The 14,593-nt window shown below is 68.4% G+C and carries 15 protein-coding genes and 1 pseudogene; 9 read left to right on the plus strand and 7 right to left on the minus strand.

Translation table 11 applies throughout. The annotated features are described in order from the left end of the window. Positions 1-53 precede the first annotated feature (53 nt). From ACFT7S_RS10130 to ACFT7S_RS10145, 4 genes are all read right to left on the minus strand, one after another. A complete protein-coding gene (locus ACFT7S_RS10130; protein ID WP_382729388.1) occupies positions 54-1,085 on the minus strand; it encodes a LacI family DNA-binding transcriptional regulator in 1,032 nt (343 codons plus the stop codon). Positions 1,086-1,167: 82 nt separating this feature from the next. Next, complete coding sequence (locus ACFT7S_RS10135) at positions 1,168-2,004, minus strand: ATP-binding cassette domain-containing protein (RefSeq protein WP_382729390.1); 837 nt, start codon at positions 2,002-2,004, stop codon at positions 1,168-1,170. Further along, positions 2,001-2,996: an ABC transporter permease gene (locus ACFT7S_RS10140; RefSeq protein ID WP_382729392.1), complete on the minus strand. Its 996-nt coding sequence runs from the start codon at positions 2,994-2,996 to the stop codon at positions 2,001-2,003. The genes ACFT7S_RS10135 and ACFT7S_RS10140 overlap by 4 nt, the downstream gene beginning before the upstream one ends. 146 nt (positions 2,997-3,142) lie before the next feature. Next, the gene (locus ACFT7S_RS10145; protein ID WP_382729394.1) at positions 3,143-4,165 is read right to left on the minus strand and encodes a sugar ABC transporter substrate-binding protein; all 1,023 of its coding nucleotides are present in this window, start codon (positions 4,163-4,165) and stop codon (positions 3,143-3,145) included. Positions 4,166-4,415: 250 nt separating this feature from the next. On the opposite strand from ACFT7S_RS10145, the gene ACFT7S_RS10150 reads away from it, so the two are divergent. From ACFT7S_RS10150 to ACFT7S_RS10175, 6 genes and pseudogenes are all read left to right on the plus strand, one after another. Further along, entirely contained in the window at positions 4,416-5,378 is a 963-nt protein-coding gene (locus tag ACFT7S_RS10150; RefSeq protein WP_382729396.1) for a carbohydrate kinase, read from the plus strand. A gap of 221 nt (positions 5,379-5,599) precedes the next feature. Beyond that, entirely contained in the window at positions 5,600-8,161 is a 2,562-nt protein-coding gene (locus ACFT7S_RS10155; protein WP_382729398.1) for a GH32 C-terminal domain-containing protein, read from the plus strand. A 37-nt stretch (positions 8,162-8,198) separates the two neighbouring features. Then, positions 8,199-8,492: a putative quinol monooxygenase gene (locus ACFT7S_RS10160; RefSeq protein ID WP_382729400.1), complete on the plus strand. Its 294-nt coding sequence runs from the start codon at positions 8,199-8,201 to the stop codon at positions 8,490-8,492. Positions 8,493-8,744: 252 nt separating this feature from the next. After that, positions 8,745-8,929 (plus strand): annotated as a pseudogene (locus ACFT7S_RS10165) (hypothetical protein); the annotation flags it as partial. A gap of 232 nt (positions 8,930-9,161) precedes the next feature. Next, positions 9,162-10,223 carry a phosphate ABC transporter substrate-binding protein PstS gene (gene pstS, locus ACFT7S_RS10170; protein WP_382729707.1) on the plus strand — a complete coding sequence of 354 codons (1,062 nt, stop codon included), beginning with the start codon at positions 9,162-9,164 and terminating at the stop codon, positions 10,221-10,223. A gap of 101 nt (positions 10,224-10,324) precedes the next feature. Further along, complete coding sequence (locus ACFT7S_RS10175) at positions 10,325-11,020, plus strand: ester cyclase (RefSeq protein ID WP_382729402.1); 696 nt, start codon at positions 10,325-10,327, stop codon at positions 11,018-11,020. A gap of 80 nt (positions 11,021-11,100) precedes the next feature. On the opposite strand, the gene arsB is transcribed toward ACFT7S_RS10175, so the two are convergent. After that, entirely contained in the window at positions 11,101-12,186 is a 1,086-nt protein-coding gene (gene arsB / locus ACFT7S_RS10180) for an ACR3 family arsenite efflux transporter (protein ID WP_382729404.1), read from the minus strand. Next, complete coding sequence (locus ACFT7S_RS10185; protein ID WP_382729405.1) at positions 12,183-12,491, minus strand: ArsR/SmtB family transcription factor; 309 nt, start codon at positions 12,489-12,491, stop codon at positions 12,183-12,185. Before ACFT7S_RS10185 ends, arsB begins: the two co-directional genes overlap by 4 nt. Before the next feature lie 102 nt (positions 12,492-12,593). Between ACFT7S_RS10185 and ACFT7S_RS10190 the strand changes: the two genes are divergently transcribed. Then, on the plus strand, positions 12,594-13,007 hold the full coding sequence (locus tag ACFT7S_RS10190; RefSeq protein WP_382729408.1) for an arsenate reductase ArsC: 414 nt from the start codon (positions 12,594-12,596) through the stop codon (positions 13,005-13,007). A 34-nt stretch (positions 13,008-13,041) separates the two neighbouring features. Here the strand turns inward: ACFT7S_RS10190 and ACFT7S_RS10195 are convergent, their stop codons facing one another. Then, positions 13,042-13,212, minus strand: a complete 171-nt coding sequence (locus ACFT7S_RS10195) for a hypothetical protein (protein WP_382729409.1) — start codon at positions 13,210-13,212, stop codon at positions 13,042-13,044. Between the two features lie 55 nt (positions 13,213-13,267). On the opposite strand from ACFT7S_RS10195, the gene ACFT7S_RS10200 reads away from it, so the two are divergent. Then, the gene (locus ACFT7S_RS10200; protein WP_382729411.1) at positions 13,268-13,831 is read left to right on the plus strand and encodes a GNAT family N-acetyltransferase; all 564 of its coding nucleotides are present in this window, start codon (positions 13,268-13,270) and stop codon (positions 13,829-13,831) included. A 49-nt stretch (positions 13,832-13,880) separates the two neighbouring features. Further along, a complete protein-coding gene (locus tag ACFT7S_RS10205) occupies positions 13,881-14,567 on the plus strand; it encodes a sensor domain-containing protein (RefSeq protein WP_382729413.1) in 687 nt (228 codons plus the stop codon). Positions 14,568-14,593: the final 26 nt, after the last annotated feature.

A 14,593-nucleotide genomic window follows, 5' to 3' on the forward strand; every position in this document is an offset into this window, starting at 1 on the left:
TGAAACCCGAACCCGGCGGTCCCTTGGTCCATGCCCGGACACCGCCTTCATGGTCACGCCTTCTTCAGCACCGGAGCAGGCCGCTCCCCCGACCCCCGGACGATGAGGCGGGTGGGGACCGTGATGGTGCGGGCGCGCGAGCGGTCGCCGTCGAGGCGGGCCAAAGCGGTGGTCGCTGCCGTTCTGCCGATTTCCTCGGCATTCTGGGCGACGACGGTCAGGGCTGGTTCGAGGGCTTCGGCGAGGGCCACGTCGTCGAAGGCGACGACAGCGACGTCCTTCCGGCCGGTGCGGGCGAGTTCGGTCACTATGCCCAGCGCGACGATGTTGTTGCCGGCGAACAGGGCGGTGGGGGGATCGGCCAGACCCAGGAGTTGGGATGTGGCGGTGGAGGCCCCGTGCTGGTCGTGGGCGTTGGTGATCAGGGAGCGGTCGGCGGGGAGGCCGGCTTCCTCAAGGGCGGACCGGTAGCCGGCCAGGCGCTCGCGGCGGGTGTAGAGCTTGGTGGGGAGGTCGCCGATGAAGCCGATGCGCCGGTGGCCGTGGGCGACCAGATGGGCCACCCCGTCGTGGGCGCCCGTGCGGTTGGTGCTGACGACGCTGTCCGTGGACAGGCCCGACCCAGGGCGGTCGAGGAAGACGACGGGCAGGCCGGCGGCGCGGTGAGACTTGAGAGGGGAGTGGTCGGCGCCCACGGACGGCACGACCATCAGGACACTGATGCGGCGGGCGAGGAACTTGTCCGTCAAAGCGCGCTCGCGGTCGGGGTCGTCAGCGGAGGAGCCCATGAGCAGGGTCAGGCCGCGGTCGCGGACCGTGTCCTCGATGCTGCTGGCCACGGCTCCGAAGAAGGGGTTGCCGAGGTCGGGGATGACCAGGCCGACGGTGGTGTCGGGCCCGCCGACGCGGATGTTGCGGGCCATGAGGTTCGGCTGGAAGCCGAGCTTGGCCACGGCGGCCAGGACCTGCTGCCGGGTCTGGGCCGAGGCGGGCCCGTCCTCGTTGAGAACGCGGGAGACGGTTTTGGCGCTGACGCCCACTTCTCGGGCGACGTCGGCCAGGGTGGGGCGGCGGTTCGCTGCCATGGAGTAAACGGTCTCCTGTGCTCGTCACTCACGGGTTCCGGCCACGGCCTGGGCCGGAACCTGTGAGTGCTTCAGTCGTACGTCAGTTGGCCTGGACTCCTGCGGCCTTGGCCGCCGCGGAATCCGCCACGACAGTATCTCCGGCCTCGTCGACGGTGAGCGCGCCGGTCATGATGGCGACGACCTCCGCCATGGAGTAGTCGGAGGGCTTGATCACGGCGGCGCGCCTGCCCAGCCGGTGGACGTGGATCCGGTCGGCGATCTCGAAGACGTGCGGCATGTTGTGGCTGATCAGGACGACCGGCATGCCCTTGTCCCGGACGCGGCGGATGAGGTCGAGGACCTGACCGGATTCCTTGACGCCGAGGGCGGCGGTGGGTTCGTCCATGACGACGACGCTGCGGGCCCAGGCGACGGAACGGGCGACCGCGACGGCCTGCCGCTGTCCGCCGGAGAGGGTCTCGACCGACTGGGTCAGCGAGCGCAGGCCAATCTTCAGGTCGGCCATGTGCTCGGCGGCCTCCTCGCGCATGCGCTTCTTGTCGAGCATGCGGAAGACACTGCCGAGGACGCCGGGGCGGCGCAGTTCGCGTCCGAGGAACATGTTCGAGGCGATGTCCATGGAGGCGGCCACGGCGAGGTCCTGATAGACCGTCTCGATGCCGTGGGCGCGTGCGCTCTGCGGCCCGGAGAACTGGATCGGTTTGCCGTTGAGCCGTATCTCGCCCGCGTCGGGGGTCACGGCGCCGGTGAGGGCCTTGATCAGGCTGGTCTTGCCGGCGCCGTTGTCGCCGATGACGGCGAGGACCTCGCCGGGCAGCAGATCGAAGTCGGCGCCGTCGATGGCGGTGACCTGGCCGTAGCGCTTGACCAGACCACGGGCCTGCAGCACGGGCGTGGGGGAGGAGGTGGCGGTCATCGGGCCTTCTTCCGGGAGAGCTGGTCGACGGTCACCGCGAGGATCACCAGGACTCCGGTGATCAGGGTCTGGTAGATGGAGGCAACGCCCATCAGCTGCAGGCCGTTGCGGAAGACGCCGACGATGAGGACGCCGATGAAGGTGCCCAGGACCGAGCCGCGTCCGCCGAAGAGGCTGGTGCCGCCGAGGACCACGGCGGTGATGCTGTCGAGGTTGTCGGTCTGGCCGGCCTGAGGGTCGCCGACTCCGGTGCGGGAGATGAGCAGCAGGGCGGCGATGCCGTAGAGGATGCCGGCCACGGTGTAGACGCCGATGGTCAGCCGGGAGGTGCGGATGCCGTTCAGCCGTGCCGCTTCCGGGCTGTTGCCCAGTGCGTAGACGTGCCGGCCCCAGCCGGTGCTGCTCAGCGTGTAGGCGAGGAGGAGGAACAGGGCGATGGTGACCAGGGAGCCGTAGGTGATGTCGGTGTGGCCGAGCGGAAAGGTCTGCCCGAGGGCCGTCAGCGGGCCGGGCAGGTTGGTGACCGTCTGCTCCTCGGAGTAGATGTGTGTCAGCGCGAAGGCCACGTTGAGCATGCCGAGGGTGACGATGAACGGCGGCAACGGGATCTTCTGCACCAGCAGCCCGTTGAGCAGCCCGAATCCGCCGCAGACGACCAGGCCCAGGGCGATGGCGGCGAGCGGCGGCAGCGAGCCCTCGGCGGCCATCTTGGCGATCACGATGCTGCCGAACGCCATCACGGCACCGCACGACAGGTCGATGCCCGCCGTGAGGATGATCAGGGTCTGTCCGATGGCGAGGGTGCCGACGACCATGACCTGCTGCACGATCAACGAGAAGTTGCCGCCCGTGAGGAACTGGTCGGTCGAGAGCGAGAAGAAGGCGCAAGCCAGGAGGAGGGCGACCAGGGGGCCGGTGGTCGGTGCCGTGAGCAGTCTGCGGGCCGTGGTCGGTGCTTTGAGCTCGGCGTACGGCGTGGTCGTGGCTGTCATGCGGAGTCCTTGTCGGAAGACAGAAGTCGTTGCCCGCCCTGGTCGGAGGGCAAGAGGACAGGCAGGCGGCCGTCCCCCGGTCAGGGAGGAAGGGACAGCCGCCCTGCTGAAGGGAGAGGCGGAGTCGTTCGGGCCTCGGGGGCGGCTCAGCCCCAGCAGTTCTCCAGGCCGTAGGCGGTGTCCTTGGAGGTGATCCCGTCCTGGGCCTTGTCGGTGATCAGGGTGACGCCCGTGTCGGTGTAACCGGACGCCTTCTTGCCGTCCTTGGCGTACGTCACCACGGCCTTGACGCCCTCGGAGGCCATCTTCAGCGGGTACTGCTGGGAGGTGGCGGCGATCTTGCCGTCCTTGACCGCCTCGGTCCCGGTGCAGCCGCCGTCGACGGAGACGATCAGGACGTCCTTCTCCCGGCCCTTGGCCTTGAGCGCGGTGTACGCGCCCAGCGCGGCCGGCTCGTTGATCGTGTAGACGACGTTGATGTCCGGCTCCTTCTGGAGGCAGTTCTCCATCGCCGTCTGGCCCTTGGCCTGGTCGCCTCCGGTGTCCTGGGAGCAGACGATGGAGGAGTCGCCCTCCTCGATGCCGAAGCCCTTCAGGAAGCCGTTGTGCCGCTGGACGCCGACGGCCACACCCGGCGCGAGGTCGAGGGTGGCTATCTTCGCGGTCTTGCCCGTCATGGCGGCCTTGGCGTACTCGCCGATCAGCTCGCCCGCCTTGAGGTTGTCGGTGGCGAAGAGGGCGTCGACCGCGCTCTCCGGCTCGGTCGGGGAGTCCAGGGCGATGACCAGGACACCCTTGGCACGGGCCTTCTCGATCGCGGGCACGATCGCCTTGGAGTCGCTCGGGGTGATCAGGATGCCCTTCACACCCGACGCGACCATGTTCTCGATGGCCGTGACCTGACCGGCGTTGTCGCCGTCGAACTTGCCGGCCGCCGTCATCAGCTTGACGCCGTCGGCCTCCGCGGCCTTCTCGGCGCCCTCCTTCATCTTCACGAAGAACGGGTTGGTGTCGGTCTTGGTGATCAGACCGACCTTGACCTCGCCCGAACCGGAGCCGGCGGAAGTCGATCCGGAGCCGGATCCGCAGGCCGTCAGGGTGAGGGCCGCGACGCCCGCGACAGCGGCGGTTCTGAGGAGGGACGAGGACAGGCGAGTGGTGCGAGACATGATCGACTCCTGTGGGATAGCGGGCGGCACGGGGTCGGGTTCAGAGCATGCTGCCCGGGGTGTCATCGTTGACCTATGTCATCGTTGACACTGCCTGGCGAGGATGATGGACTCCGTCTCCCGGAAACGTCAATGCCCTGCACTTGTCACAAATCGGCAACGCCGGCGGCCCTCACCCGCTCGCAGCCGTCCGGCAGCTGCGCCGCGACGCGTCCGGTTCGCCCGTACGTTCGTCAGAGAAGAGCAGCCCATGAGCCCGCGTCAGATCACCGTCCTGGGAGAGTGCGTCGCGGACGCCTTCGCCGAACCCGGGGGCACCTCGAACGAACTCGCCCTGCGTGTCCTGCCGGGCGGCGGACCTGCGAATACGGCGGTGGCACTGGCCCGGCTCGGCACCCCGGCCCGCTTCCTCGCGCGGTTGTCCGGCGACGTGTTCGGCCGTCTGTTCCGCGCCCACCTGGAGGCGTCGGGAGTGGACCTGTCGTATTCCGTCGAGGCCGCGGAGCCCAGTACCCTGGCCGTGGCGGAACTGGACGCCCAGGGGCAGGCAACGTTCTCCTTCCACGCTCAGAACACGGCCGACTGGCAGTGGACGGCCGAGGAGTTGGCGCGCGTGGACCTGGCCGAAGCCGCCTGCGTGCACACGGGGTCCCTGGCCCTGGTCCGGGAACCCGGCGCGGCTGCGGTCGAGCACTTCCTGGCGGCAGCCGCACACCGCGCGACCATCAGCATCGACCCCAATGTCCGGCCACTGCTGGTGCACCCCGACGTCTACCGCGCCCGGCTGGCGCACTGGTGCGCCCTCGCCGATGTGCTCCGGCTGAGCGAGGACGACCTGGAACTCCTGCTGCCGGGCACCCCGCCCGAGCAGGCATGCGACATCTGGCACGCCGCCGGGGCGCGGCTCGTCGTGATCACACACGGTGCCGACGGCGTCCTGGCCTCGCTCGACGGCGAACGGATTCAGGTGCCCGCCGTGCCGACGCGGGTCGCCGACACGGTCGGGGCGGGGGACTCCTTCACCGCCGGGCTGCTCCATCACCTCGGCGCCCGCGGCCTCCTCGGCGGCCGGCTGACGGAACTCCGCCTCGACGACGTCGCGGAAGCGTGCCGGTTCGCCGTCCGGGTAGCGGCCCTGACCTGCTCGGTCGCCGGTCCCAATCCCCCGTGGCAGAGCCAGCTGGCGCAGCTCGCCGCAGCCGACCGCGCATGACGGGCAGGCGAGCCGCCTGAGCGTGCATTACTTCCGAACCGTTGACGCATTGGCCGGGTTGCCCCCATCATCGGGCACTCGATGTCATCGATGACACATGTCAACGATGACACCCCTTGTCGGGCGCCGTGGACGACGGCGCCGGCAAGACGTCACTTTTCGGTCGGCCCGCGCCGGGCATCAGGCTCCGCAGCACGGACGGCCGCAGCACAGGAGACACCATGAGCTCTGGACGTGTATCCCGGCATACCCGCACACGGATGATCGCGGCAGTGGCGACCGTCTGCGCCCTGTCCGCAGCCCCGCTGGCACCCCAGGCCGTAGCTGCCGACACCCCGCCGTACTCCGAGACCTACCGACCCCAGTTCCACTTCACCCCGGAGAAGAACTGGATGAACGACCCCAACGGCCTTGTGTACTACAAGGGCGAGTACCACCTGTTCTACCAGCACAATCCCAACGGCAACTCCTTCGGCGACATCTCCTGGGGGCACGCGGTGAGCAAGGACCTCGTGCACTGGAAGGAGCTGCCGCTCGCCCTGTCGCACGACGACGAGGAGATGGTGTTCTCCGGCAGCGCGGTCGTCGACTGGGACAACACCACCGGCTTCGGCACGAAGAAGAACCCGCCCATGGTGGCGATCTACACCAGCTACACCAAGGGCACGGGCATCCAGGCCCAGTCGCTCGCCTACAGCACCGACCGCGGCCGCACCTGGACCAAGCACCAGGGCAATCCCGTCATCGACATCGGCTCCAAGGAGTTCCGCGACCCCAAGGTCCAGTGGTACGCGCCGACCAAGAGCTGGCTGATGACGGTGTCGCTGTCCACCGAGCACAAGGTGCGGTTCTACTCGTCGAAGAACCTCAAGGACTGGAAGCTGCAGAGCGAGTTCGGGCCGGCCGGCGCGACCGGCGGCGTGTGGGAGTGCCCCGACCTGTTCCCCCTCGCGGTCGACGGGGACAAGAAGAACATCAAGTGGGTCCTGGTCGTCAACATCAACCCCGGTGGAATCGCCGGTGGTTCGGCCGCCCAGTACTTCATCGGCGACTTCGACGGCAAGAAGTTCACCGCCGACGACAAGGGCACCTACACCCCGCCCACCGGCACCGTGGTCCAGGACTTCGAGAACACCGACTTCGGTACGTGGACGACCACCGGCACCGCCTTCGGCGACGGACCGGCGGCCGGGGCAGTGGCCGGGCAGGGGACCGTCGACGGCTTCGACGGCAAGGGCCTCGCCAACAGCTTCCACTCAGGTGACGGCACCACCGGCACCCTCACCTCACCCGAATTCACCGTCGACAGCTCCTACCTGAACTTCAAGGTCGGCGGCGGACGGCACCCGCACGAGTCCGGAACCGTCATGGAGCAGGGACCGCCGCCCGAGGGCTCGGTCCTCGCCGACTTCGAAGGCGGCAGCTACGGCGACTGGACGACGACCGGAGACGCCTTCGGTACGGCACCGGCCACCGGCACTATCGGCAACCAGCAGGAAGTCTCCGGATTCCTGGGCGACGGCCTGGTCAACAGCTACCTGAACGGCGACACCACCACCGGCACCCTCACCTCGCCCGAGTTCACCATCGACAAGAAGCACATCAACTTCCTCATCGGCGGCGGCAATCACCCTACCGGCTACGCCGACCCCACCGCCATGGAACTCGTCGTCGACGGCGAAGTGGTGCGCAGCGCCACCGGAAGGGACGGCGAGGCTCTCAACTGGGCTTCCTGGGACGTCGGCGATCTCGCCGGCAAGCAGGCGCAGATCAGGATCGTCGACGACAACACCGGCGGCTGGGGCCACCTCAACGTCGACCACATCATGCTCTCCGGCACCCAGGCCCAGCCCGTCTCCCAGGAGACGTCCGTCAACCTGATCGTCGACGGCCAGGTCGTCCACAGCGCCACCGGTGCCAACAGCGAGAACCTGGACTGGGCCTCCTTCGACCTGCGCCCCTACGCAGGCAAGAAGGCGAAGATCCAGATCGTCGACATGAACAATGCCGGCTGGGGCCACCTCCTGGCCGACCGGTTCACCGCCGCCGACAAGCCCGCCAAGTCCGTCGTGCAGCGCGCCGACTGGGCCGACTACGGCAAGGACTACTACGCGGCGGTGTCCTGGGAGAACGCACCGGGCGGCAAGCGATACATGATCGGCTGGATGAACAACTGGGACTACAGCGGCGCCATCCCCACCTCCCCCTGGCGCGGCGCGCAAAGCGCTCCCCGGGAGATGGCCCTGCGCACGATCAACGGCCAAGTCCGGCTCACCAGCAAGCCGGTCGACAGTCTGGAGTCCCTCCGGCAGAAGCGCCCGGCGACGGCGGCCGGCGTCACCGTCAAGAGCACCACAAAGCCCCTGATCGGCCCCGCGGCCAAGGGCAAGGCACTCGACATCGAGGCGACCTTCTCCCTCAAGGACGCCGACCGCTTCGGCCTCAAGGTGCGCACCGGCGCCGACGGCGAGGAGACCATCATCGGCTACGACACCACGACACAGGAGTTGTACGTCGACCGCACCAACTCCGGCGCCGTGGACTTCAACAGCACCTTCCCCGGCATCCAGACCGCGCCGCTGAAGGCCAAGAACGGCAAGGTCAACCTGCGCATCCTCGTCGACTGGTCCTCCGTCGAGGTCTTCGGCGGCAGCGGCGAAGCCGTGATCACCGACCAGATCTTCCCCGACCCCGCCAGCCAGGGAGTCCAGGTCTTCGCCGAGAACGGCTCGGTGAAGCTGGGCAAGGCCGTCGTCTGGCACCTCGACTCCGCCCACGACTGATCCCGACCCCGACCCCGACCACGGAGGACGCCACACCGTGAACAAGACCCTGCTCGCCGAGTTCACCGCCCGCGAGGGAGCGGAGGACGAGGTCGCCCGCCTGATCCTGGAGTACGCCCAGAAGGTGCGAGAGGAAGAGGGCAGTCTCGCCTTCGACGTCTACACCAAGGCGTCCCACCCACGCGCCTTCTGGATCTTCGAGGTGTACCGGGACGAGGACGCCTTCCAGGCCCACCTGAAGGCGCCCTACGGCGGCCCGTTCAACACCGCTCTCGCCCCGCTGATCGAGGAGGACGCCTCGGTGCTGACCTTCCTCAATCCGGTGACCTGACGGTCCCTTGATCCGGTGACCTGACGCCGGCCGGGCCCGCCTCGCGGGCCCGGTCCTTCCCATCGAGAGACGGCCAGGCCGACCTGCCCGGACCGGAAGGTATGGTCTGCAACCACCAGTCGGGGGCTCGCAGTAGGCACGGGGCGGGTCTCCGTGATGGCCCATTACAAGCGTCGCTCCACAGGGCGCTCAAGGAGCCGCCCCGGGACAACTGGACGCGCCTTTCGTCGCGATCACCTGTCATCGTGGCCCCAGGCCGTCGCCATGTGCCGCGACGCACCCGGTCAGACACCCACCACAGGCGCGTTCAACCTCATCGCCCCCGACGGAACGTGGATCTGGAACGAGGGCACGCCTTCCGACATCCCGTCGTGAACGGCACGCGACTCCTCGTACTCGGCCCGCCCCCGTACGCACGCAGTTGGCCCGCCGGCCGTTAGTGACACCGAGACGCCTGGCCCGCCGCTCCCCCAAATATCGGCAGGGCGACGTCTGTTGTTCGTCCTGGTGCCACCTACGGCCTCTCCATATCGGTGAGCATCTATGCAGCGGGTCCGCGGTGGTGTGTAGCGCGGCCCTTTGTTCGTGGGTGTCACGAGGGGGAACAGCGTGCAGCTTCGACGTGTGGGACCGGCGGGCCGTGGGCGAGGGGTGGTGGCCTCTGTGGTGGTGGGGGTCCTGCTCCTTGCGGGCTGCGGCAGCGACGGGGGTGATGATTCGGCTGCGCCGCAGGTGCCCGTACCGGATATCCCGTGTGCTGAGGGCGGGCAGGTACGGGGGTCGGGGTCCACGGCTCAGCAGAATGCGATGAGCCGTTGGATGCAGCAGTACCAACTCGCTTGCCCCGGCGTGCAGCTCGTCTACAACCCGCTCGGATCGGGGGCGGGCGTCGCGCAGTTCCAGCGTGGGGCCAGTGCGTTCGGGGGTACCGACGAGGCGCTGAGTGCGGAGGATGTGGAGGGCACCAAGGAGGTGTGCTCCGGTGGGCAGGCCATCGATCTGCCCATGGTCGGCGGTCCCATTGCCATCGGATACAACGTGCCCGGTGTGACCGGCCTGGTCCTGGACGCTCCGACTCTCGCCCGGGTCTTCGACTCCCGGATCACTCGGTGGAACGATCCGTCGATCCAGCGCCTCAACCCCGGTACTCAGCTGCCGGACCTGCCCGTGGTCCCGTTTCACCGTACGGACGACTCGGGCACCACCCAGAACCTGAACGCGTATCTCAAGGGCGCGGCGCCCGAGAGGTGGCCGTATCCGGCGGGCAAGAAGTGGCAGGCGGTGGGGGGTGAGTCGGCCAGCGGGTCGGATGCGGTCTCCTCGGCGGTGATCCAGACCGATGGTGCGATCGGGTACTTCGAGCTGTCCTTCGCCGTCAAGCGGAAGATCGACACGGTACGTATCGCCACGGGCGCCGCGGAGCCTGTCGCGCCGAGTACGACCAGCGCTTCGGTGGGTATCGCGGAGGCGAGGATCGCCGGGACGGGGAAGGACCTGTCGCTGCGGTTCGACTACGAGACGTCCGCCGAAGGCGCGTACCCGATCGTTCTGGTGACGTACGAGATCGTCTGCGACACGGGCAATCGGCCCGACAGCCTTCCGGCACTCAAGTCCTTCCTCACCTACACCGCCAGCGAGGAAGGACAGGAACAGCTGCATTCCATCCACTACGCGCCGCTGCCCGCGTCCGTGGCGGTGCAGGTACGTGAGGTCGTCAGCACCCTCTCCTGACCCGCGTGCATGCCCGTTCCCGGCGGTCGACCAACACGTCATAGTTCCGGGCCGGGCATATCCTGAAGGGACTCGAAGCTCTCCGATCGCTGGGAGGCGTCATGACATTCGTGCAGGTCATCGACTGCAAAACGAGCAGGGCCGATGAGTTGAACAGCTTGATGGACGCCTGGGTCGACGCGACAAAGGGCAAGCGGACAGCCACGCACTCGATCATGGGACGGGACCGCGCCGACGCCACTCACGTGGTGGAGATCGTGGAGTTCCCCTCGTACGAGGAGGCACAGAAGAATTCGCACCTGCCGGAGACCGACCGGATATTCCGGGAGATGGTGGCCCTGTGCGACGGGGAGCCGTCGTTCATGGACCTCGACGTCGTGCGGGACGAGCAGCTGAACAAAATCGTGGTCCGTAGCCTCTTCGATGACGTGATCAACGCGAGAAACATCGACGCGGTGGACGCGATGTGTACCGCCGGCTACCGGGAGCACGATCCGTCGCTGTCTTCGTACGATGTCGGGCTCGCGCAGGCCAAGGTCGAGAACCGGGAGATCATCGAGGCATTCGAACCGGAGGTCACCATCGAGGGCTTGACTGCCGAGGGTGACATGGTGTGCGCACGGCTGTCCTTCAGGGGGCGCCATGTGGGCGCGTACCAGGGCATGGAGCCCACCGGCCGGGAGATCTCGGGAACCGGCCACGCGACCTTCCGCTGCGAGGGCGGCAAATTCGCGGAAAGCTGGTGGAACTTCGACGACCTCGGTCTGATGCAGCAGCTCGGAGCGATCGACAGCTGATCGACAGCTGATGAGGTGGTAGCCGGCGGCCGGCTTTGCCTGGCCGCCGCCGATCACCACCACGTCGAGGGGAGCGATGCTCAGAGAGCCGGGGCCGTGAACTTCTTGCGCCAGGCCAGGGACACGTAGACGAGCGCGACCAGGACCGGGACCTCGATCAGTGGGCCGACGACGCCGGAGAGCGCCTGGCCGGACGTCACGCCGAAGGTGGCGATGGCCACCGCGATGGCCAGCTCGAAGTTGTTTCCCGCGGCCGTGAAGGCGAGGGTTGCCGTGCGGTCGTAGTTCAGACCGATGGCCTTGCCGAGCAGGAACGTGCCGAACCACATCACCGCGAAGTAGACGAGCAGCGGCAGCGCGATCCGCGCGACGTCCATGGGCTGGGACGTGATGGTCTTCCCCTGGAGTGCGAAGAGGATGACGATCGTGAAGAGCAGGCCGTAGAGGGCCCAGGGGCCGATCTTCGGAAGGAACTTCGCCTCGTAGGACTCGCGGCCCATCTTCTTCTCGCCGATGCGGCGGGTCAGGAAGCCTGCCACCAGCGGAACACCGAGGAAGATGACGACGTTCAGCGCGATCTTCCACATGGAGATGTCGAGGTGCTCGCCCTCGCCGAGACCGAGCCAGCCGGGCAGCAGGTCGAGGTAGAACCAGCCCAGTACGCCGAACGCGATGACCTGGAACACGGAGTTGAGCGCCACGAGGACGGCGGCGGCCTCGCGGTCGCCGCACGCGAGGTCGTTCCAGATGATGACCATGGCGATGCAGCGGGCCAGGCCGACGATGATCAGGCCGGTGCGGTACTCGGGCAGGTCCGGGAGGAAGATCCACGCGAGCGCGAACATGAGCGCCGGGCCGAGGATCCAGTTGATGACCAGCGAGGAGATCATCAGCCTGCGGTCACCGGTGACCGCGTCGAGCTTGTCGTACCGCACCTTGGCGAGCACCGGATACATCATGATCAGCAGGCCGACCGCGATGGGCAGGGAGATTCCGCCGATCTCGACCTTGGCCAGCGCGTCGTTCAGACCCGGGATCAGCCGGCCGAGCCCCAGGCCGAGGCCCATGGCGAGCAGGATCCATACGGCGAGGAAGCGGTCGAGCGTCGAAAGCTTCGCGACGACCGAGGACTCCTCGGGGGGCGCGGTCGCTTGGGTGGGGGTCACGGACAGGCCCTCTTGTTCTCGGCAGCGGTACGAGCGGAGTCGGCCAGGTCGGCGAACTGGCCGGCGAGCTGGGCGATGACGTCCGGGCGGAGCTTGTAGTACGTGAAGCGCCCGCACGGCTCGGTGTCCACGACCCCGGCCTCACGCAGCACTCTCAGATGGTTGGAGAGGTTGGTCTGCTTGGCACCGGTCTCCTCGACCAGATGCGTGGTGCAGAGCGTTTCGCGGGCCAGCAGGGTCACGATCTTGAGCCTGAGCGGGTCGGCCAGCACCCGGATCAGTTCAGTGTCGACTGACGTCATCATGGACTGATACTGTCACATCAGTGGTGACTGACGCCACTGGGTGCTGACATCACCTGTGCCTGATCCCACTGTGAGACAACCGTGAGACAAGAGAGACCTCTGATGTCCGAGAAGCCGTCTGTGCTGTTCGTCTGTGTCCACAACGCCGGCCGTTCGCAGATGGCCGCCGCATGGCTGTCGCACCTGGCCGGGGACCGTATCGAGGTCCGCTCCGCCGGTTCCGCGCCGGCCGGTCAGGTCAACCCCGCCGCGGTCGAGGCCATGCGCGAGGTCGGCATCGACATCACCGCCGAGACGCCGAAGATCCTGACCATCGACGCCGTCAGGGCATCCGACGTGTGCATCACCATGGGCTGCGGCGACACCTGCCCCGTCTTCCCTGGCAAGCGGTATCTGGACTGGACGCTGGAGGACCCGGCGGGCCAGGGCGTCGAGTCCGTGCGGCCGATCCGCGACGAGATCAAGAAGCTCGTCGAGGGGCTGATCGAGGAGATCGCCCCCGCCCCGTCCGCGTGAACGACCGATCCGGGGCGAGGGGCAGCTTCCGCGTCTAGGGCGGGGCCGGGATCGCGAAGCGTACGTCGGCCAGGTCCTCCGAGACCTCCCACAGGCGCCGGACCGTGTCGGCGTCGGTGGCCGCCGGGGCCAGCGGTACCCGCGTCGGCGCGCCGCGCAGTTCCGACGGGCCGTCCGGGCCGATGAACTCGGGTGTGTCCTGCACACGCTGAGACGTGCGGAACCCGGCAAGGGTTGTACGGCGCCCTATCCTCGGGGCCATGAACCCAGAGGTGCGACTCGTGGCGGGCGCGAGCCTGTCGGCCTATGCCGACCGCATTCGCCGCGTGTACGCGGAGGTGTTCTCGGCCCCGCCGTGGGACGAGGACGAGGCGATGGCCGGTCTCTATGTGGAGCGGCTGGCCGATGACGCGCTGCGGCCCGGGTTCACGGCCGCGCTCGCGTGCGACGGGGACACGGTGGCCGGTTTCGCCACCGCCTGGTCCACGCCCGACTCCTTCCCGCAGGACCGCAGTTACGGGGCCGTGGCCGCAGCCCTGGGGCCCGAGCGGACCACCGCCTGGCTGTGCGGCGGACTCGAGGTCGACGAACTCGCCGTCGCCGCACGGGCACGCGGCACCGGGCTGGGCGCGGCACTCCTGGCGGCGGTCACGGACCAGGCCTCGGACGGCCGTTGCTGGCTGCTCACCTCGGTCCGGGCGCAGGGCGCCCTGCGCTTCTACCGGCGGGCCGGCTGGTACGAGCTCCCCGTAGTGGTGCCCGGCAAAGCGGGCCTCACCGTCCTGCTGGGCCCCCGGCACCCGGGTCGCCCGGACCTCGCGTAGCCGGGGTGAGCATCCCCGCAAATGCCCGCGTCCAAGGAAGGAACGCCCCATGCCGAACACACCGAACACGCCGAACACCGACCGTTCCCGCGCTCTGCTCACCCTCGCGGACGAGCCCACCGGTCTGCGCGGGCTGCTGCGTCTGCCGTTCCGGCGGCAGACCTGGACGTACGTGCTGTACGCCCTCCTGCTGCCCCTCGCGCTCAGTCTGATCCTGGTTCTGCAGTACGCCATGAAGGCCGCCCAGGACAACGGTCACCAGGAGCTCGGCGCCGTGATCCTGCTGGCCGTCCTGGTCGTGGTCGCCGTGGTCGGTCCCGGCTTCGAACGGGTACGGGCCCGGTTCTGGCTGGGTGAGGAGATCGGCCGCCGTTCCGGGGGCAACCGTCTTGTCCGCCATGCCGCGTTCTTCGTACTCAATATGCTGGTGGGCGCCCTGGGGTTCCTCGCCGTGGCCGGCTGGCTGATCGTCTCCGCCCGCAACCTCACGTATCCGATCTGGGGCTGGCGTCCCTACCCGGACCCGGCGTGGGGCGGCCCCCACCCGCTCGGTGTGGTCGCCCTGCACTTCGCGGCGGGTGTGGTGACGTTCTTCGTCGGCCCGTGGGTCATCGTGCGGCTGACGAGGTTGCAGGTGCGGCTGGCGCGCGGGTTCATCGGCTCGCTCAGCCAGGCTGACCCGGCTGACCTGCCTGCCCCGGCTGCACGAACGACAGCGCCCATGTCCAACGGGTGACGGCTCACCCGGTCCGGTCCCGCGGC

Source organism: Streptomyces sp. NPDC057136 (assembly GCF_042670885.1).
Lineage (GTDB): Bacteria > Actinomycetota > Actinomycetes > Streptomycetales > Streptomycetaceae > Streptomyces.